The sequence below is a fragment of the Bradyrhizobium sp. SOJA106 genome (assembly GCF_059448745.1).
In genome coordinates this window covers 134,691-153,479 of record NZ_CM182549.1, presented here as the reverse complement: position 1 = coordinate 153,479, position 18,789 = coordinate 134,691, and the positions used below count along the sequence as shown (strand labels likewise).

Sequence of the window (18,789 nt, the reverse complement as noted above, 5' to 3'; positions counted from 1 at the left end):
CGCTTTGTCGCGCGAAGCAGCCCGATGACGAGGCTGTCCGGCCGGTCCGCCTTGTAGCGGGTTTGGCCCGCCGGTAACAGGGCGGGCCGGATCACGGTGCCGGGGGCTGGCGGACCGCCGAACCTGTTAATATTTCCTCACCCGCAAGGGCGGTTGAGCCCGGATATGATCTTCCAAAACTCAATGTTTTCACGGCCGAAACTTGCGTTCGGTCCTTGCGGCCCCCTCCCCCCTCCTATATGAGCCTCAATCATCGCAATATCGCGGATGTTTGATCTTAGGGGGTTTCGGTTCGGGTGCCTTCTGGGCCCAGCCAACCTGCCGCAAAAAGAAGGATATCAGGACCATGGGAAAGGTCATTGGGATCGACCTCGGCACCACGAACTCGTGCGTCGCCGTGATGGATGGCAAGAACGCCAAAGTCATCGAGAACTCCGAAGGCATGCGCACGACGCCTTCGATCGTCGCCGTGACGGACGACGGTGAGCGCCTCGTCGGCCAGCCTGCCAAGCGCCAGGCCGTCACCAATCCCGAGCGCACGTTCTTCGCGGTGAAGCGCCTGATCGGCCGCCGCTACGACGACCCGATGGTCGAGAAGGACAAGAAGCTCGTTCCGTACAAGATCGTGAAGGCTTCCAACGGCGACGCCTGGGTCGAGGCCGACGGCCAGACCTACTCGCCCTCGCAGGTCTCGGCGTTCATCTTGCAGAAGATGAAGGAGACCGCGGAAGCCCATCTCGGCCAGAAGGTCGACCAGGCCGTCATCACCGTTCCCGCCTACTTCAACGACGCCCAGCGCCAGGCGACCAAGGACGCCGGCAAGATCGCGGGCCTTGAAGTGCTGCGCATCATCAACGAGCCGACCGCGGCTGCGCTCGCCTATGGTCTCGACAAGACCAAGGCCGGCACCATCGCCGTGTACGACCTCGGCGGCGGCACGTTCGATATCTCCATTCTCGAAATCGGCGACGGCGTGTTCGAGGTGAAGTCGACCAACGGCGACACCTTCCTCGGCGGCGAAGATTTCGACATGCGCCTCGTGGGCTATCTGGCCGACGAATTCCAGAAGGAGCAGGGCATCAACCTGCGCAACGACAAGCTCGCGTTGCAGCGCCTGAAGGAAGCCGCTGAGAAGGCCAAGATCGAGCTGTCGTCGACGACGCAGACCGAGATCAACCTGCCCTTCATCACCGCGGACCAGACCGGCCCGAAGCACCTGACGATGAAGCTCACCCGCGCCAAGTTCGAGGCGCTGGTCGACGACCTCGTGCAGAAGACCATCGAGCCCTGCCGCAAGGCGCTGAAGGACGCCGGCATCACCGCCGGTGAGATCGGAGAGGTCGTGCTGGTCGGCGGCATGACCCGCATGCCGAAGGTCCAGGAGGTCGTGAAGCAGCTGTTCGGCAAGGAGCCGCACAAGGGCGTCAACCCCGACGAAGTCGTGGCGATCGGTGCTGCGATCCAGGCCGGCGTGCTCCAGGGCGACGTCAAGGACGTGCTGCTGCTCGATGTGACCCCGCTGTCGCTGGGCATCGAGACGCTGGGCGGCGTGTTCACCCGCATCATCGACCGCAACACCACGATCCCGACCAAGAAGAGCCAGGTGTTCTCGACCGCCGAGGACAACCAGAACGCGGTTACCATCCGCGTCTTCCAGGGCGAGCGTGAGATGGCGGCCGACAACAAGATGCTCGGCCAGTTCGACCTGATGGGCATTCCGCCGGCGCCGCGCGGCATGCCGCAGATCGAGGTGACCTTCGACATCGACGCCAACGGCATCGTCAACGTCTCGGCCAAGGACAAGGCCACGGGCAAGGAGCAGCAGATCCGCATCCAGGCCTCTGGTGGTCTGTCGGAAGCCGACATCGAGAAGATGGTCAAGGACGCCGAGGCCAATGCCGAGGCGGACAAGAAGCGCCGCGAGGCCGTCACCGCCAAGAACGAGGCGGATGGTCTCGTGCATTCGACCGAGAAGGCTCTGGCCGAACACGGTTCGAAGGTCGCCGAGAGCGAGCGCCGCGCCATCGAGGATGCCGTCAGCGACCTCAAGGAAGCGCTGAAGGGCGACGATGCCGAGGCGATCAAGGCCAAGACCCAGACGCTGGCCCAGGCTTCGATGAAGCTCGGCGAGGCCATGTACAAGCAGCAGGCCGAGGCCGACGCCAAGAAGGATGCGGCCAAGGATGACGTCGTCGACGCGGAATTCACCGAAGTCGACGACGACAAGAACAACAAGAAGTCCGCCTGAACCCCGAGAGGGTGACGATGCGGACGGCTTGGACCCCACACGCGCTAATGGCCTCCCCCTTCGCGGGGGAGGCTTCCGTGTCGAGGTCGCCAGGGCACGCTCCCGTTACGATCGATCAATTTCCAGCCGTTATTCTCAGCGCTGCCAGGCTGCTCTCTGCCGTGAGGCGGGAGGGCGCTTATATCGGTGCGTGGCAGCGCTGTTTCGCCCCAACTTGAATCGCGATTGGATAGACCGAGCTCAACATGTCCACGTCCACCAAGCGCTGCTACTACGAGACCCTCGAAGTCGACCGCGACGCCGACGAATCCAAGCTGAAATCGTCGTTCCGCAAGCTGGCGATGAAATTCCATCCCGACCGCAATCCCGGGGATGAGACCAGCGAAGTCAAGTTCAAGGAAATCAACGAGGCCTACGAGGTCCTGAAGGACAAGGACAAGCGCGCCGCCTACGACCGCTACGGTCACGCGGCTTTCGAGCAGGGTGGCGGCTTTGGCGGCGGCGCCGGTTTCGGCGCGGGCTTCGCCTCCTCCTTCTCCGACATTTTCGAGGACCTGTTCGGCATGGCCGGGCAGCGCGGCCGTGGCGGCCGCGAGCGCGGGGCGGACCTGCGCTACAACATGGAGATCACGCTCGAGGAAGCCTTCGGCGGCAAGACCGCGCAGATCGAGATCCCGGTCTCGGTCACCTGCGAGGCCTGCTCGGGCATCGGCGCCAAGGCCGGCACCAAGCCGAAGACCTGTTCGACCTGCGGCGGCGCCGGCCGTGTGCGGCAGTCGCAGGGCTTCTTCACACTGGAGCGGACTTGTCCGGGCTGTCAGGGCCGCGGCCAGATGATCGAGGAAGCTTGCCCGTCCTGCGCGGGCCAGGGCCGGGTCACCCGCGAGCGCACGCTCTCGGTCAACATCCCGCAGGGCGTCGAGGACGGCACCAGGATCAGGCTCGCCGGCGAAGGCGAAGCCGGCGTTCGCGGCGGTCCGCCCGGCGACCTCTACATCTTTCTGTCCCTAGCGCAGCACCAGCTGTTCCAGCGCGATGGCGCCGACCTGCACTGCCGCGTGCCGATCTCGATGGTGACGGCCGCCTTGGGCGGCGAGTTCGAGGTGCCGACCATCGACGGCGGGAAGACCAAGGTGAAGGTGCCGGCCGGAACCCAGTCGGGCCGCCGATTCCGCATTGCATCAAAGGGCATGCCGGTGCTGCGCTCGCGCCAGACCGGCGATATGTACGTCCAGGTCGCGGTCGAGACCCCGCAGAACCTCACCAAGAAACAGCAGGAGTTGCTGGCCGAATTCGAAAAACTGTCCTCCGGCAATACCCAGCCGGAGTCGGTCGGCTTTTTCGCCAAGGTGAAGGATCTCTTCAGTAATCGGGCGAACTGACTTGTCTTGACCGTGCCGCCTTCGGCCTATACCTGTTTATGACCATTTTCTGACACGCCGCGGTCGCGCGGTCCCGTCCGGTCCTGACATGCCATTGCCATCGTCCGCGCGTGCGTTGAAGAAGCCCCGTCTCGATGACGAGGTGCGTTTTCTCAGGTCGTGGATCGAAAAGCCGCTGCACATGGGGGCGGTGATGCCATCGGGCAAGCTCCTGGCCCGGACCATGGCGCACTACGTTGATATCGATTCGGACGCTCCGGTGGTCGAGCTCGGGCCCGGCACCGGCGCCATCACTTCAGCCCTGGTCGAGCGCGGTGTCGACCAGAAGCGTCTCGTCCTCGTCGAATACAATCCCGGCTTCTGCGCTCTGCTGCGCGATCGCTATCCGCAAGCCAAGGTGGTGCAGGGCGATGCCTACCGCCTGCGCGACACGCTCTGGAACGTGCTGAGCGCGCCGGCGAGCGCGGTCGTCTCGGGCCTGCCGCTGGTGACAAAACCGATGCTGACGCGGCTGAGGCTGATCCGCGATGCCTTCACGGCATTGGCGCCCGGCGCGCCCTTCGTCCAATTCACCTATGCGGTGGTGCCGCCGATCCCGAAATCGCTGCCCGGCGTGTCCACAGAGGCCTCGGAACGGATCTGGATGAACCTTCCGCCGGCCCGCGTCTGGGTGTATCGCAAGGACTAATTCCGCCGGCATTTCCCTTTGCGCGGCGGGCTCGTTTCGCCGCACGCATTGGATCGGATGCCCGCACCCAAAATCCTGGTCATTCCCGGCTCGCTGCGCACCGGTTCGCACAATGCGAAGCTGGCGGCGCTAGCCGCTTATGAATTTGCCCAAGCCGGCGTCGACGTCACCCGCATCTCGCTCGCCGATTTTCCGCTGCCGATCTACGACGGCGATCTTCAGGCCAAGTCAGGCATTCCCAAGCACGCCATCAACCTCAAGCGCATGATCGGTGCGCATCATGGCGTCCTGCTCGTCACGCCCGAATACAACGCCTCGGTGCCGCCGCTGCTGAAGAACGCGATCGACTGGGTCAGCCGCGTGCAGGAGCTGCATGAGACGCGTGGCGACGTATTCCGCAACCGGTCCTTCGCGCTCGCCGGCGCCTCGCAGAGCCGGCTCGGTGCTGCGCGCGCGCTCCAGGCGCTCAGGCTGATCCTGACCTCCTGCCACGCCAACGTGATTGCCAATCAGCTCGCGCTCGCCTTTGCCGATCAGGCCTATGACGATATGGACAGGCTGAAGAACGAGGACGATATCGCCGCGTTGAAGCAGCTGGTCGCGCAGTTGATCGACATTTCCCAACGCATGATGTGAGTGACATGACGCCAGCCGAGATCGCCCCGAAAGACCGCCTGATCGTCGCGCTCGATCTGTCCAGCGTCGATGCCGCGGAGGCGATGATCGCGAGGCTCGGCGACAGCGTCAGCTTCTACAAGATCGGCTATCGGCTCGCTTATGCCGGCGGCCTGCCGCTCGTCGCCAAGCTCGCGGACATGGGCAAGAAGGTCTTTCTCGATCTCAAGCTGCACGACATCGGCAACACCGTGACGCAAGGCGTCGAGAGCATCACGAAGTTGGGCGCGACCTTCCTCACCGTGCACGCCTACCCGCAGACCATGAAGGGCGCCGTCGAAGGCCGTGGCTCTTCGAAGCTGAAGATCCTCGCCGTCACGGTGCTGACCTCCTACAACGAGGACGACCTGCACGCGGCCGGCTACCGGCTCGGCGTCTCAGAGCTGGTCGAAGCGCGCGCACAGCAGGCGCAGGTGCTCGGCGTCGATGGCCTCGTGTGCTCGCCCGAGGAAGTCGGCGGCCTTCGCAAGATCGTCGGCCACCAGATGACCCTCGTCACGCCCGGCATCCGTCCGGCGGGCTCGGTAACAGGCGACCAGAAACGCATCATGACGCCCGGTCGTGCGATTGTCGCGGGCGCCGACTATCTCGTCGTCGGACGGCCGGTGGTGGAAGCCGCCGACCCCAAGGCGATCGCTGATGCTATCCAGGTCGAGATAGCGCAGGCGCTCCGAGCGTGATGCGGAGAAGTGCGAGGCGGTTTTCCGATCAGGGCATGCTCAGATAGAGAGCACGAACAACCAGGGAGAAGAACGATGGCAAAGGGCTACTGGATCGGACGCGTCGACGTGAGCAACGAGGAGGGCTACAAGCCCTACGCCGTCGCCAACGGTCCGATCTTCAAGAAATGGGGCGGCCGCTTCGTCGTCCGCGCCGGCAAGTTCACCACCGTCGAGGGCGCCAGCCGCACCCGCAACGTCGTGATCGAATTCCCTGACTACGAGACCGCGATCGCCTGCTACAACTCGCCGGAATACCAGGCCAACATCAAGGTGCGCCAGCCGCACTCGACCGCCGACCTCATCATCATCGAGGGCTATGACGGCCCGCAGCCGCAGGACGGCTGAGCCGGGACTGTCATTCCGGGGCGATGCGAAGCATCGAACCCGGAATCTCGAGATTCCGGGTTCGGCTCTGCGAGCCGCCCCGGAATGACGGTGAACGTGGCGGCCCCTGCCCCGATCCCCCTCGGTTGCCGGAACTGCATCCCCCCGCTACAACGGCCGGAGAGAGGATCACACCATGTCCGACGTGCGCTTAATTGTTGCAGGAGCTGGCGGCCGGATGGGCCGGGCGCTGACGCGGGCGATTGCCGAGAGCAAAGGCGCGGTGCTGGCGGGTGCCCTGGAGGCGCCGGGCTCGGAGCTGCTCGGCAAGGACGCCGGCGTGCTCGCAGGCCTGCCGGCCAATGGCATCAAGCTCTCGGCTGATCTCTGGGCGATGTCGAAGGACGCCGATGGCATCCTGGATTTCACCGTGCCTGCAGCCACCATCGCCAATGTCGCGATCGCCGCCGAGCGCGGCCTCGTCCATGTCATCGGCACGACCGGCCTGTCGGGCTCCGACAACGCCGTGATCAAGAGCGTGACTAACCGCGCCGTCGTGGTGCAGTCGGGCAATATGAGTCTCGGGGTCAATCTGCTCGCCGCCGTGGTCAAGCGCGTCGCCAAGGCGCTCGATGAGACTTTCGATATCGAGATCGTCGAGACCCATCATCGCATGAAGGTCGATGCGCCCTCCGGTACGGCGCTGATGCTGGGCCAGGCCGCAGCCAGCGGCCGCGGCGTCACTCTCGACGACCATTCCGAGCGCGGCCGCGACGGCATCACCGGCGCGCGCCGGCCGGGCCATATCGGTTTCGCCTCCTTGCGCGGCGGCACCGTCGCCGGCGACCACAGCGTGACCTTCCTCGGCCCGTTCGAGCGCCTGACGCTGTCGCATCAGGCCGAGGACCGCATGCTCTTCGCCCATGGCGCGCTCAAGGCGGCGCTGTGGGCGCATGGCAAGAGCCCCGGGCATTACTCCATGGCCGACGTGCTCGGTCTCGCCGACATCTGAATCAAGCAAGTAACGGAAATCCTCAATGAGCGAACGTCTCCTCGTGCTCGTGCGCCACGGCCAGAGCGAATGGAATCTGAAGAACCTGTTCACGGGATGGAAGGACCCTGATCTCACCGAGCTCGGCGTCACCGAAGCGAAAGAAGCCGGTCGCAAGCTGAAATCGCAGGGACTTGTGTTCGACGTCGCCTTCACCTCGGTGCTGACGCGCGCGCAGCACACGCTCGACCTCATCCTCGGCGAGCTCGGGCAAGAAGGTCTGCCGACCTCGAAGAACCTCGCGCTGAACGAGCGCGACTATGGCGATCTCTCCGGCCTCAACAAGGACGATGCGCGCAAGAAATGGGGCGAGGATCAGGTGCTGATCTGGCGCCGCTCCTACGACGTGCCGCCGCCCGGCGGCGAAAGCCTGAAGGACACGCTCGCACGCGCGCTGCCTTACTACGTGCAGGAGATCCTGCCCGGCGTGCTCAATGGCAAGCGCACGCTGGTCGCTGCCCACGGCAACTCGCTGCGCGCGCTGATCATGGTGCTGGAAAAGCTCTCGCCGGAAGGCATTTTGAAGCGCGAGCTCGCGACCGGTGTGCCGATCATCTACCGGCTGAATGCCGATTCGACCGTGGCCTCGAAGCTGGATCTGGCGGGCTGATAGACACCGTCATTCCGGCGCGCCCGGAGGGCGAATCCAGAATCTCGAGGTTCCCAGGTGCGCAATTGCGCACCGTAGTTCGATGCTTCGCATCGCCCCGGAACGACATTGAATAAGTCACTGCATCCCGATCCGCCCGGCTTCCCAGCCCAGCATGGCCTGCTTGCGGGTGATGCCCCAGTGGTAGCCGGTGAGCTTGCCGCTCTTGCCGAGGGCGCGGTGGCAGGGCACGACGAAGGAGACCGGGTTCTTGCCGATCGCAGCGCCGACGGCGCGCGAGGCCTTCGGGCTGTTGATGTTGCAGGCGATGTCGGAATAGGACACCGCGCGCCCCATCGGAATCTTGAGCAGCGTCTCCCACACCCGCACCTCGAAATCGGTGCCGATCAGGACCACGCGCAGCGGCTGATCCGGCCGCCACATCCTGGGGTCGAAGATGCGGTGGGCGAGCGGCGCGGTGCCTTCGTGATCTTCCACATAGGTCGCGTTCGGCCAGCGCCGCGTCATGTCGGCGAGTGCGATCTTCTCTTCGCCATGATCCGCAAAGGCGAGGCCCGACAGGCCGCGATCGGTCGCGATCACGATCGCGGTGCCGAACGGCGAGGGATGGAAGCCGTAGCGCAGGGTGAGGCCCGCGCCGCCGTTCTTCCATTCACCCGGCGACATCGCTTCATGCGTCACGAAGAGATCATGCAGCCGGCCCGGCCCCGATAAGCCGGAGTCGAGCGCGGCGTCGAGGATGCTTGCGGAGTCCCGCAGCAGCCCCTTGGCGTGGTCCAGGGTGAGGGCCTGCATGAAAGCCTTCGGCGTGATCGAAGCCCAGCGGCGGAACAGATGGTGCAGCTCATCCGGCGTGACGCCGGCGGCATCCGCCATCGCCTCGATGGTCGGCTGGGCGCGCCAGTTCTCCGAGATGAACGCGATCGCCCGGCGTACGGAATCGTAGTCGCGCAGCGCGGCATTCTGGGGGCCCGGCTTGGCCAGGCGCTGGTCATGGATGGCGAGTGTCATCATGACCGGAAATGTAGGAGGGCGGAGGCTAGGAAACCACCCGATTTCTGACTGCGCTCAGGTCACCGGATTGTAGGTCGGGCCACGCTTGGCGGCATTCAGTGCCTCGATCAAGCCCTTGTAAAAACTAGATTTTTCTTCTGGGCCCAAGAATCGGGCGATCTGGATCTGATGGCCCCGCGAGATCAGATAGAGATGCTCGATGCCAAAGTCCTCGTCGACCTCCATGTCGAGGCGGACCCAGAGCGGGTTGAAGGTCCATTCGGCGACCGCGCCGCGATGGCTGACGCGCCGCACGCGCAGCTCGGACGGCGTGACCACGATCTCCTCGCTCGCCCGCGCATCGCGGAAATTGACCTTGAAGGCCCACCAGATCACCAGCACGTCGAGGCCGAAGAAGCCGAACACAGGCCAGGCGCCCATCATCAGGAAGGCAAGGCCGGTGACAAAGCTGACGACGCTCAGGAACAGCATCACCGCGAGGAAGCCGGTGCGGTTCAGCGAGCGATGCGGCGTCAGCAGCGCGGAGAAGATCCGCGCCTCGCGCGGATCTTCAGAATTCTTGCGCTCAATTTCGTTGCCTGTGCTCATCGTCCCTCAGTATATCCCGATCATGGCGAAAATCACCCGCAAGCCGGCCCCGCGCAAAGCGCCGGTGCCGAAGAAGAAGGCAAAACCGGCCGTCGCGAAGCCCAACGCCTCTTCGAAGAAATGGGCCTCCGCCAAGAAATCGCTCAAAGCCACCAGGCCGTGGACGCCCGCCGAGATTCACGAGGTCTTCAGCCGTTTCCGCAAGGCCAATCCCGAGCCGAAGGGCGAGCTCGAGCACATCAATCCGTTCACGCTGCTGGTCGCCGTGGTGCTGTCGGCGCAGGCGACCGATGCCGGGGTCAACAAGGCGACACGGGAATTGTTCAAAGTCGCCGACACGCCGCAAAAGATGCTCGATCTCGGCGAAGAGCGCCTGCGCGAATACATCAAGACCATCGGCCTCTATCGCACCAAGGCGAAGAACGTGATCGCGCTGTCGGCCAAGCTGCTCAGTGATTTCGGCGGCGAGGTGCCGCGCACGCGCGCGGAGATCGAGTCGTTACCCGGCGCCGGGCGTAAGACCGCCAACGTCGTGCTCAACATGGCGTTCGGCGAGCACACCATGGCCGTGGACACGCATGTCTTCCGCGTCGGCAACCGCACTGGGATCGCGCCCGGCAAGACACCGCTCGACGTCGAGCTTGGTCTCGAAAAGGTGATCCCGGCCGAGTTCATGCTGCACGCCCATCATTGGCTGATCCTGCACGGCCGCTATACTTGCCTCGCGCGCAAGCCGCGCTGCGAGGTGTGCCTGATCAACGATCTCTGCCGCTGGCCGGAGAAGACGGTGTGACGGTCGTGAGAGCGAAGCGCATTAGGGTCACGTCGTGAGTCAACAAGAGCAGATCGCACCGTCGGCACCTGCCGCCACCCCCGCCGCGTCGCCCAAGCCCATGCTGCCGCCGGCCAGCTCGCTCTGGAGCCGGCTCGCGATCCCGCTGTTCGCCGTCGTCGCCGCGCTCGGCTTCGTCGCACTGGCGACGCTGCGCTTCGACGAATGGGTCGGCAATGCCGTGGTCCAGACCACCAATGACGCCTATGTGCGCGCCGATCTGACGCGGCTTTCGAGCCGCGTCTCCGGCGCGGTGCTGGCGGTAGGAGTGACCGACTTCCAGCACGTCAAGGCCGGTGACCCTCCTGATCCAGATCGATCCCGCCGATTACGAGGCGCAGGTCGCGCAGGCCCCGGCGCCGTTCAGCTTTGCCAAGACGGTGCTGCGCAAGTGCGGGGTGAAGGTGACCTGATCGAGGTCACCGCATCTGGCGCGCCGGCTCGATCAGCTCTCGCCGCGGACCTGACAGGCGCTTGTGCATGTGGACCATGAAGGCCATGCCGAAGATCGGCGTCGCCAGGTTGACAACCGGGATCGAAACGAAAGCAGCGATGAACAGGCCGGCGGTGAAGATGGTCGCGGCATTGTCGCGCCGCATCGACTTGGCTTCCTCCGGCGGACGGAAGCGCATTGCGGCGAGCTCGAAATATTCGCGACCCAAAAGCCAGGCGGCGGCGAGGAAGAAGATCAGGAAGCCGGCGCCGGCGAATAGCACCAGCGGCAGGGCCGCGAGATACACCAGGATGGTCAGCAGCGCGGTCTTGATGCCTTCGAACATCGCCTGGTTGAACGGCAGCGCCACGCCCGGCCGTTCGGCCGGATAATGCTCGCGCTCGACGATCTCGGCGACGTCGTCGACGAATAGGCTCGCCACCAGCGAGGTGATCGCGGGCATCAGGAACACGCCGCCGAACACGACGCCGAGGCCGGCCGCGATCGAGACGATCCAGGCCAGGACTTCCAGCGACGAATGCCAGCCCGGCCCGAGCAGGCCTTCCAGCCAGACCTCGCCCGAGGTCGCAAACCAGCTGAGCAGCCGCTGCAAGCCGATCGCCAGCACGGTGATCAGCACCAGTGCAAGCCCGATCGATCGCCACAGGATCGAGCGCATCGGCGGCGACAGCATTTGCGACAGCGCCTTTGCGGCGGTATCCAGCATGGGGGACCCTCTCAGGTAAGCACTTCGCGAGAGGTAGACACCGGATGCGGCTTCGGCAAGGGCGCGTAGCCCAGCGGAGGTCTGCGGATTGCGGCTCTCGTGTCCCGGACGTAGCGCGGCATGCAATGACGCGCTGCCGAGCCGGGACCCAGGAGCTTGCGGCGAGATGGCCCGCGCTCTGCAGCGCACCGCGTAAGTGCGCGCTGCGCTCGTCCGGGGCATGCGAGCTACGGATTACTCGTGCCGGTGCCCGTGCTTCCGCACTTTCGCCGGTTTCCCCTCGCCCGTCGGGATCATCATCACGCGGCCGTAGCGCACGCCGCGTTCGGCGATGATGTGGTCGGCGAAATGCCTGACTTCGGCGGCGTCGCCGCGCAACGCGGTCATCTCCATGCAATTGTCGTGATCGAGATGGACGTGCAGGGTCGCGAGCGCGAGGTCATGGTGACCATGGAATTCCTGCACCAGGCGTTTTGAAAGATCGCGCGCGGCGTGGTCGTAGACATAGACGAGACCCGCCACGCACTGGCCGGTCTGCGCGGTGTCTTCCGTGCTCTGTTGCAGCCCGGCGCGGGCGAGGTCGCGGATGATCTCGGAGCGGTTCTGGTAGCCGCGCGCCTCGGCCGCGGCATCGATCTCCGCCAAGAGTTCGTCCTCGATCGTGATGGTAATTCGCTGCATCAGGTCCTCTCCGCGGCCACCGCTCCTCTTACCTCGCCCCGCTTGCTGGGAGAGGTCGGAATTCAAGCCTAGCTTGAATTCCGGGCGAGGGGGACTCTCCGCGAGTCCAATTCTCACTGTGATTGCGCAGACAGCCCCTCACCCCAACCCTCTCAGCGCGAGCGAAGCTCGTCGCGGCCCCGTAAGAACGGCGCGAGGGAGTGCGCCTTCGTGCGGCTACTACGCTTCACAGCCGAGTCGCACGCAGCCGCAGCGCATTCCCGACCACGCTGACCGAAGACAGCGCCATCGCCGCCGCGGCGATGATCGGCGAGAGCAGGAGGCCGAACGTGGGATAGAGAATCCCGGCGGCGATCGGGATGCCGGCCGCGTTGTAGACGAAGGCGAAGAAGAGGTTTTGCCTGATATTGCTCATCGTCGCCTGCGACAGTTTTCGCGCGCGCACAATGCCGGTGAGGTCGCCCTTGAGCAGGGTGACGCCGGCGCTCTCCATTGCCACGTCCGTGCCGGTGCCCATGGCGATGCCGACTTCCGCGGCCGCCAACGCCGGCGCGTCGTTGACGCCGTCGCCGGCCATTGCGACGCTGCGCCCGGCCTTTTGCAGTTTTGTGACGACCGCGCTCTTCTGGTCCGGCAGCACCTCGGCCTCGACCTCGGCGATCCCGAGCCGGCGCGCCACCGCTTCCGCCGTCGTGCGGTTGTCGCCGGTGAGCATGATCACCTTGATGCCCTCGGCCGCGAGCGCCTTCAGCGCTTCCGGCGTCGAAGCCTTGACCGGATCGGCGATCGCGAACAGGCCGGCGAGCTTGCCGTCGACGGCCATGTTGATCACCGTGGCACCGTCGCCGCGCAGCCGTTCGGCCTCCGTGTCGAGCGCCTTGGTGTCGATGCCGATCGAGTCCGAGTATCTGGCATTGCCGAGCACGACGGTCTTGCCGTCCACCCGGCCAGTCGCGCCTTTGCCGGTTGGCGAATCGAATTGCTCGACCTGGCCCAGAGCGAGTTGCTTCTCCTTCGCAGCGCGCACGATGGCGTCGGCCAGAGGATGCTCGCTGGCGCGCTCGACGCTGGCCGCAATGCGCAGGATGTCGTCTTCGGCAAAGCCGGCCGCAGGCACGATCGCGACCACCTTCGGCTTGCCCTCGGTCAGCGTCCCGGTCTTATCGACCACCAGCGTGTCGATCTTCTCCATCCGCTCCAGCGCCTCGGCATTCTTGATCAGCACGCCCGCCTGCGCACCGCGGCCGACGCCGACCATGATCGACATTGGGGTAGCAAGCCCGAGTGCGCAGGGGCAGGCGATGATCAGCACGCTGACCGCGGCGACGAGGCCGAAGGCGAGCCGCGGCTCCGGTCCGAACCAGGCCCAGGCGATAAAGGCGGCGATCGCGACAACGATCACCATCGGCACGAACCAGCCGGCAACTTGATCGGCCAGCCGCTGGATCGGCGCGCGCGAGCGCTGCGCGTCGGCGACCATCTGCACGATCTGTGATAGCAGCGTCTCCCGCCCGACCCTGTCGGCGCGCATGATGAAGCTGCCGGACTGGTTCAGCGTGCCGGCGATGACCTTGGCATCGACCTCCTTGGTCACCGGCATGGATTCGCCCGTCACGAGCGACTCGTCGAGCGAGGAGCGGCCCTCGAGAATGATGCCGTCGACCGGCACCTTCTCGCCGGGACGCACGCGCAAGCGGTCGCCGGCGTGAAGCGTATCGATCTCGACTTCATGCTCACTGCCGTCGGCGTCGACGCGGCGCGCCGTCTTCGGCGCGAGCTGCAGCAATGCCTTGATTGCGCCTGACGTTGCATCGCGGGCGCGCAGCTCCAGCACCTGCCCGAGCAAAACCAAGACAGTGATGACCGCCGCCGCCTCGAAATAGACGGCGACCGCGCCGCCATGGCCGCGGAACGTTGCCGGAAAAATCTCCGGCGCGACGGTGCCGAGCACGCTGTAGACATAGGCAACGCCGGTGCCCATCGCGATCAGCGTGAACATGTTGAGGTTGCGGGTGGCGAGCGACTGCCAGCCGCGGACGAAGAACGGCCAACCTGCCCACAGCACCACCGGCGTTGCGAACACGAGCTGGATCCAGTTCGAGAGAGTCGGGTCAATCCAGTTGTGAGGACCTGCGAGATGGCCGCCCATCTCCAGCACCACGGCCGGCAGCGCCAGGGCGCCGCCGATCCAGAGCCGCCGTGTCATGTCGGCGAGCTCCGGATTGGGGCCTGTCTCGAGGCTCGCCATCTCCGGCTCCAGCGCCATGCCGCAGATCGGGCAACTGCCCGGTCCGACCTGGCGGATCTGCGGATGCATCGGGCAGGTGTAGATCGTGCCCGCGGGCATCTCCGGGTCGGGCGCCTTGTCCTTGGCCAGATACTTGGCGGGGTCGGCGGCGAACTTGGTGCGGCACCCGGTGGAGCAGAAATGGAAGGTCTCGCCCTGATGTGCGAGGTGGTGTTTTGAAGTCGCGGGATCGACGGTCATGCCGCAGACGGGATCAAGCACTTTCGCGGCGTCTTGGTCGTGCGCGTGATGACGACTGTGAGCGGCGTGATCGCCATCTCCGCCGCAGCACGAGGAAGCGGTGGGCTTTGCGGCCGGGGCTTTCGTGGAACGGCCGCATCCGGACTGCGTTTCCGCATCGGGACGGTGCTCGTGGTTGGCGTCGTTCATTTCCGCACTCCGGTCCTTGTAACCCATACCCGGTAGGGGTATATAGGCCGCATGCGCAAGGACATCAAGGCATCCGTCGGAAAACGTCTCGGCCGGATCGAAGGCCAGGTTCGGGGTCTCTCGAAGATGGTCGAGGAAGACCGCTATTGCATCGACATCGTGACGCAGATCTCGGCCGTCCGCGCCGCGCTGCGTCGGGTCGAGGAAGAGATTTTGAAGGATCACGTCGCCCATTGCGTCGAGCACGCGATCGCGAGCGGCGACAAGGCCGATCAGCGCGAGAAGATCGCGGAGCTGATGGCGGTGATAGGGCGCGCGGAGCGGTAGGTCTGCTCCGTGATGCGAGCGACATGACGATTGTTGAGGCGTTATCGCGCTATAACCCAGTGGGGCCTAGGCCGCGATCTCGCGTGTGCGCCGGCGCCGCCGCGTGCGATACATCGTCAGCTTCTTCAGCAGCGGGAAATGCCTGGAGACAGCAACACGCCCGGTGATCTCCGCCGGCTGCGCGCTCACTTCCTCAATCGAAACTTCAGCCGGCGTCTCTTCGTCAATCGCTTCAGGAACGAGCGGCGGCGCACGGAGCGTTTCTGGAAACACACTGAACGTGCCCGCTACCTCCTCGAGCGGCTTCTGCTTGTCGGCCCAGTGCAGGGAGGTGTAGTCGAAACCGTGCACGATGGTGGGTTTGACGACTTCGAAATAGGGCGAGATGTCGAAGTCGCGGGGCATGTAGAGCGAGGAATCGCGGATGTGCAGGATCTCGCGGCGCGCGGCGCGGCTGCCGGCCTTGGTGATCTTGGGCAGGATCGGATAGCGCACGGCGTCGAACGCCTGCGCGATCAGCGCCGAGCAGATGATCTTGGTCGGGTCGCCCGAGCCGAGCGCGATCATGCGGCGCCGCCAGCGTTGCGGTATCGGCAGCGGAAACAGGAAGCGCATCAGATCGACGATGTTCTTGGTGTCGTAGCCGAAGCCGATGCGGTTGATCGCATAGCGGCAGACCGTGGTGCGGTCCTCATAGGACAGCCCGACCGGGCGGCAGACTCGGGTGTGATACGGGAAGTATTTTGACAGCGGCGCCGAGGTGACGCCTTCGCCGATATTGGCCTCGATCAGCACATGCGGTTCGCCGCTGGGCTCTTCCGCACCTTCGATCGGGCCGACGTAGAGCGCGGCATGCGACCAGGTCGACTGCGTCAGATATTTGATGATGCCGGAGATGCGGTTGTTGCCCTCGACCAGCAGCACATCGCCGGGCTCGATGACGCCGCGCAGGTGCTCCGGGTCGCTCGGCGTGAACGGCTCATAGCCCGGCACCTCCTTCGAGAGGTACGCGGCAATCAGCTTGCCGACTGAATCTAGGACCGTCCCCATGAGCTCCCCCGGGCCTTTCTGGCCGTCTTTTTTTCCATCTCTATCATGGTCGAAACGTGTTGCAATTCGGTTCATCAGTCTGTGAGATCAAGCACGATTGATTCACCATGATGGTTGCCGCGCAGCATCAGATGCGGCAAGGTTCGCGGGCTGTTCCCGTTCGCCGCAAGTCCCCGGAAAGCATGACATGACAATCACGCGCCGCGGTTTCCTTTCGGCGTCCGCGGCCTTCGCTGCGATGCCGGTCTTGATGCCGGATTTGCGCGCCACTGCTGCGCCGCTGCCGCGCGACGCCGACATTGTCGTCATCGGGGCCGGCGCCGCGGGGATAGCTGCGGCGCGGCGCATCATGGCGGCCAACCGCAAGGTCGTGGTGGTGGAAGCGGCATCGCAGATCGGCGGCCGCTGCATCACTGATGCCAAGACCTTCGACACGCCGTTCGACCGCGGCGCCCGCTGGATGCACAATCCCGAAACCAATCCGATGATCCGCCTCGCGCGGGCCGCCGGGCTGGACGTGGTGCAGGCGCCGGCGGGGCAGAAGATGCGCATCGGCCGCCGCAATGCGCGGGCCGGCGAGACCGAGGAATTCCTCGCGGCGCTGGTGCGCGCCAACCGCGCCATCGACGAGGCCGCGCGCGGCAAGCTCGATACCTCCTGCGCCTCCGCGCTGCCGAAGGACCTCGGCGACTGGGCCGGCGCGGCCGAGTTCATGCTTGGGGCCAGCTTCGCCGGCAAGGATTTGAAGGAGCTGTCCGCGATCGACAAGGCCCGCGCGCAGGACCGCAATGCTCCCATCGCCTGCCGCCAGGGTCTCGGCACGCTCATCACCAGGCTCGGCGAGCAGGCGCCGGTGGCATTGTCGACGCCGGCGAGCCGGATCGTCTGGAGCAATCGCGACGTCAGCGTGGAGACGCAAAGCGGCAAGATCGCCGCGCGTGCGGCCATCATCACGGTCTCGACCAACGTGCTGACCTCGGGCGCGATCAAGTTCGGGCCCGATCTTCCCAAGCGGACGCTGGACGCCGCGTCCAAGCTCTCTCTCGGCAGCTACGATCACATCATGCTGCAGCTGCCCGGCAACCCGCTCGGACTGTCGCGCGACGACATCCTGATCGAGCAGAGCAACTCGACGCGCACGGCACTGCTATACGCCAATATCGGCGGATCCTCGCTGTGCTCGATCGACGTCGGCGGCTCCTTCGGCCGCGATCTCTCCGAGCAGGGCGAGAAGGCGATGGCGGCCTTCGCGAAGGAATGGATCACAAAGCTGTTCGGCAGCGAGGCCGCGTCCGCCGTGCAGAAGACCAGCGCGACGCGCTGGAATGCCTCGCCCTATGTCATGGGCGCGATGTCGGCTGCCTCGCCCGGCGGCCAGCTCTCGCGCAAGGTCCTGGCCGAGCCGATCGGCTGCATGTTCCTCGCCGGCGAAGCCACCCACGAGACGCTGTGGGGCACCGTCGATGGCGCCTGGGAAAGCGGCGAGCGCGCCGCGGATGCAGCCCTGCGCAAGATCGGCGCGATCAGGGACGAGCAGGAGGTGCCGACGCAGTCGACGAAGAAGCGGCGGGCGCCGCGGGGATAGGGCAGAGGCAACCAAGCGGCAACATACTCGGCCGTCGAGCGAGGCAGCAGCGCTCTCTCCGTTCCCTCCCCCACAAGGCAGCGCTATCGCATATGAAAACGGCGTCATTTTTGGCGTTACCGTTTCCACATCGTCATGGCCGGGCTTGTCCCGGCCATCCACGTCTTCACTCCTGCAAAACAAGACGTGGATGCCCGGGACATAGGCGAGCGAAGCGACGCCGTCCTTGCGGACGGCTATGCCCGGGCGTGACGAGTTTGTGGAGCGATCGACTGCTCACAAGATACATCGAACCTGCAGCATTATCCGCATATGCGATTGCCCCGCCCCACAAGGAGAAAGGGAACGCGCCGCCATCGAGGCGCTGGGCGGGTCTCAGCCCAGTGAGACTTAGCGAAGCACCCCATCCAGCACCGGCAGCCCGGCGATCACCGCCATCGCGATCAGCACGTAGCAAATCCCGCGAAACACCTTTTCGCTGGCGCGACCGAACAGCGATGCGCCGAACGCGACGCCGAGCGCATAGACCGGACCGACGATCAGCGAGAGCACGAGCGACTCGCGGCTGATCAGGCCCGTCGTCGCGTAGCTCACCATCGAGAAGAAGTCCGAGGCGCCGAAGAACAGCACGATGTTGGCGCGTGCGACGATGGGTGCGATGGGCCGACCGAGCCAGTAGCCGATGATCGGCGGGCCGCCGGTCTGCGCCAGTCCGCTACAGAAGCCGGAGAGGCCGCCAATGCCGACCGAGAGCCAGAGGTGGTCCTTGCCGCGATAGCGCCAGCCTGACAGCAGCAGGAGCAGCAGCGCTGCGACGAAGCAGGAGATGATCCAGCGCGTGGTGACGGGCTCGAGCACGCTGAGGAAATAGGTGCCGACGGGCACGCCGATCAGCGCGCCCAGCACGATCACGGCGGCCGCTCTTCGGTCCGCCTTCCGCCACGCATCCGGCAGCAAAGGCGCGGCGGCGACGAAATCGATCACGAGCAGCAGCGCAGCAACGAGACGCGGCGCGGCGATGCTGCTTGCCAGCGGCATGAAGATCAGCGCCGAGCCGAAGCCGGAGAAGCCGCGCGCGGTGCCCGAAACAAAGGCGACGGCGCAAAGCGCCATCGCAATGGTGAGGCTGACGTCCTTCGGAAGGAAGTCGGCGATACTCATGCTCCATTATTCCA

General features: G+C 65.3%; 19 protein-coding genes and 1 pseudogene. 12 read left to right on the top strand and 8 right to left on the bottom strand.

The features are described 5' to 3' along the window. Window positions 1–346: 346 nt before the first annotated feature. The 8 genes from dnaK (at window position 347) to AC5V87_RS00680 (ending at window position 7,700) form a co-directional block, all read left to right on the top strand. Entirely contained in the window at window positions 347–2,248 is a 1,902-nt protein-coding gene (gene dnaK / locus AC5V87_RS00715) for a molecular chaperone DnaK (protein WP_456841700.1), read from the top strand. 245 nt (window positions 2,249–2,493) lie between these two features. Next, complete coding sequence (gene dnaJ, locus AC5V87_RS00710; protein WP_456841699.1) at window positions 2,494–3,630, top strand: molecular chaperone DnaJ; 1,137 nt, start codon at window positions 2,494–2,496, stop codon at window positions 3,628–3,630. An 88-nt stretch (window positions 3,631–3,718) separates the two neighbouring features. Beyond that, complete coding sequence (locus AC5V87_RS00705; RefSeq protein ID WP_027561640.1) at window positions 3,719–4,318, top strand: class I SAM-dependent methyltransferase; 600 nt, start codon at window positions 3,719–3,721, stop codon at window positions 4,316–4,318. 57 nt (window positions 4,319–4,375) lie between these two features. Next, entirely contained in the window at window positions 4,376–4,954 is a 579-nt protein-coding gene (locus AC5V87_RS00700; protein WP_456841698.1) for an NADPH-dependent FMN reductase, read from the top strand. A 5-nt stretch (window positions 4,955–4,959) separates the two neighbouring features. Continuing rightward, window positions 4,960–5,673, top strand: coding sequence for an orotidine-5'-phosphate decarboxylase (gene pyrF, locus AC5V87_RS00695; protein ID WP_495369700.1), 714 nt, complete (start codon window positions 4,960–4,962; stop codon window positions 5,671–5,673). Window positions 5,674–5,748: 75 nt separating this feature from the next. Then, a complete protein-coding gene (locus AC5V87_RS00690; protein ID WP_456841696.1) occupies window positions 5,749–6,060 on the top strand; it encodes a DUF1330 domain-containing protein in 312 nt (103 codons plus the stop codon). Between the two features lie 175 nt (window positions 6,061–6,235). Further along, complete coding sequence (dapB, locus tag AC5V87_RS00685; RefSeq protein ID WP_495369699.1) at window positions 6,236–7,051, top strand: 4-hydroxy-tetrahydrodipicolinate reductase; 816 nt, start codon at window positions 6,236–6,238, stop codon at window positions 7,049–7,051. 25 nt (window positions 7,052–7,076) lie between these two features. Next, on the top strand, window positions 7,077–7,700 hold the full coding sequence (locus AC5V87_RS00680; protein WP_456841694.1) for a 2,3-bisphosphoglycerate-dependent phosphoglycerate mutase: 624 nt from the start codon (window positions 7,077–7,079) through the stop codon (window positions 7,698–7,700). A 117-nt stretch (window positions 7,701–7,817) separates the two neighbouring features. On the opposite strand, the gene AC5V87_RS00675 is transcribed toward AC5V87_RS00680, so the two are convergent. Both AC5V87_RS00675 and AC5V87_RS00670 read right to left on the bottom strand, forming a co-directional pair. Continuing rightward, on the bottom strand, window positions 7,818–8,714 hold the full coding sequence (locus tag AC5V87_RS00675) for a methylated-DNA--[protein]-cysteine S-methyltransferase (RefSeq protein WP_456841693.1): 897 nt from the start codon (window positions 8,712–8,714) through the stop codon (window positions 7,818–7,820). 54 nt (window positions 8,715–8,768) lie between these two features. Beyond that, a complete protein-coding gene (locus AC5V87_RS00670) occupies window positions 8,769–9,302 on the bottom strand; it encodes a DUF2244 domain-containing protein (RefSeq protein WP_495369698.1) in 534 nt (177 codons plus the stop codon). A 22-nt stretch (window positions 9,303–9,324) separates the two neighbouring features. Here AC5V87_RS00670 and nth point away from each other — a divergent pair, with 22 nt between their 5' ends. After that, window positions 9,325–10,095: an endonuclease III gene (nth, locus tag AC5V87_RS00665; RefSeq protein ID WP_456841691.1), complete on the top strand. Its 771-nt coding sequence runs from the start codon at window positions 9,325–9,327 to the stop codon at window positions 10,093–10,095. A gap of 39 nt (window positions 10,096–10,134) precedes the next feature. Here the strand turns inward: nth and AC5V87_RS00660 are convergent, their stop codons facing one another. Beyond that, window positions 10,135–10,329 (bottom strand): hypothetical protein, encoded by a 195-nt coding sequence (locus tag AC5V87_RS00660; protein WP_495372044.1) that lies wholly within the window; start codon window positions 10,327–10,329, stop codon window positions 10,135–10,137. Between AC5V87_RS00660 and AC5V87_RS00655 the strand changes: the two are divergent. Then, a pseudogene (locus AC5V87_RS00655) lies at window positions 10,235–10,520 on the top strand (HlyD family secretion protein); the annotation flags it as partial. The gene AC5V87_RS00660 and the pseudogene AC5V87_RS00655 sit on opposite strands and share 95 nt — an antisense overlap. A 33-nt stretch (window positions 10,521–10,553) precedes the next feature. Here AC5V87_RS00655 and AC5V87_RS00650 read toward each other — a convergent pair. From AC5V87_RS00650 to AC5V87_RS00640, 3 genes are all read right to left on the bottom strand, one after another. Continuing rightward, entirely contained in the window at window positions 10,554–11,294 is a 741-nt protein-coding gene (locus AC5V87_RS00650; protein WP_495369697.1) for a sulfate transporter family protein, read from the bottom strand. A gap of 234 nt (window positions 11,295–11,528) precedes the next feature. Continuing rightward, the gene (gene nikR / locus AC5V87_RS00645; protein ID WP_495369696.1) at window positions 11,529–11,975 is read right to left on the bottom strand and encodes a nickel-responsive transcriptional regulator NikR; all 447 of its coding nucleotides are present in this window, start codon (window positions 11,973–11,975) and stop codon (window positions 11,529–11,531) included. A 226-nt stretch (window positions 11,976–12,201) separates the two neighbouring features. Further along, a complete protein-coding gene (locus AC5V87_RS00640) occupies window positions 12,202–14,652 on the bottom strand; it encodes a heavy metal translocating P-type ATPase (RefSeq protein WP_495369695.1) in 2,451 nt (816 codons plus the stop codon). A gap of 51 nt (window positions 14,653–14,703) precedes the next feature. Between AC5V87_RS00640 and AC5V87_RS00635 the strand changes: the two genes are divergently transcribed. Next, a complete protein-coding gene (locus AC5V87_RS00635) occupies window positions 14,704–14,979 on the top strand; it encodes a metal-sensitive transcriptional regulator (RefSeq protein ID WP_024338640.1) in 276 nt (91 codons plus the stop codon). Window positions 14,980–15,045: 66 nt separating this feature from the next. On the opposite strand, the gene AC5V87_RS00630 is transcribed toward AC5V87_RS00635, so the two are convergent. Continuing rightward, entirely contained in the window at window positions 15,046–16,029 is a 984-nt protein-coding gene (locus AC5V87_RS00630; protein ID WP_456841688.1) for a YiiX/YebB-like N1pC/P60 family cysteine hydrolase, read from the bottom strand. A 187-nt stretch (window positions 16,030–16,216) separates the two neighbouring features. Between AC5V87_RS00630 and AC5V87_RS00625 the strand changes: the two genes are divergently transcribed. Next, on the top strand, window positions 16,217–17,614 hold the full coding sequence (locus AC5V87_RS00625; protein ID WP_495369694.1) for a flavin monoamine oxidase family protein: 1,398 nt from the start codon (window positions 16,217–16,219) through the stop codon (window positions 17,612–17,614). A gap of 390 nt (window positions 17,615–18,004) precedes the next feature. Here the strand turns inward: AC5V87_RS00625 and AC5V87_RS00620 are convergent, their stop codons facing one another. Then, window positions 18,005–18,775 (bottom strand): sulfite exporter TauE/SafE family protein, encoded by a 771-nt coding sequence (locus tag AC5V87_RS00620; RefSeq protein WP_495369693.1) that lies wholly within the window; start codon window positions 18,773–18,775, stop codon window positions 18,005–18,007. Window positions 18,776–18,789 lie beyond the last annotated feature (14 nt).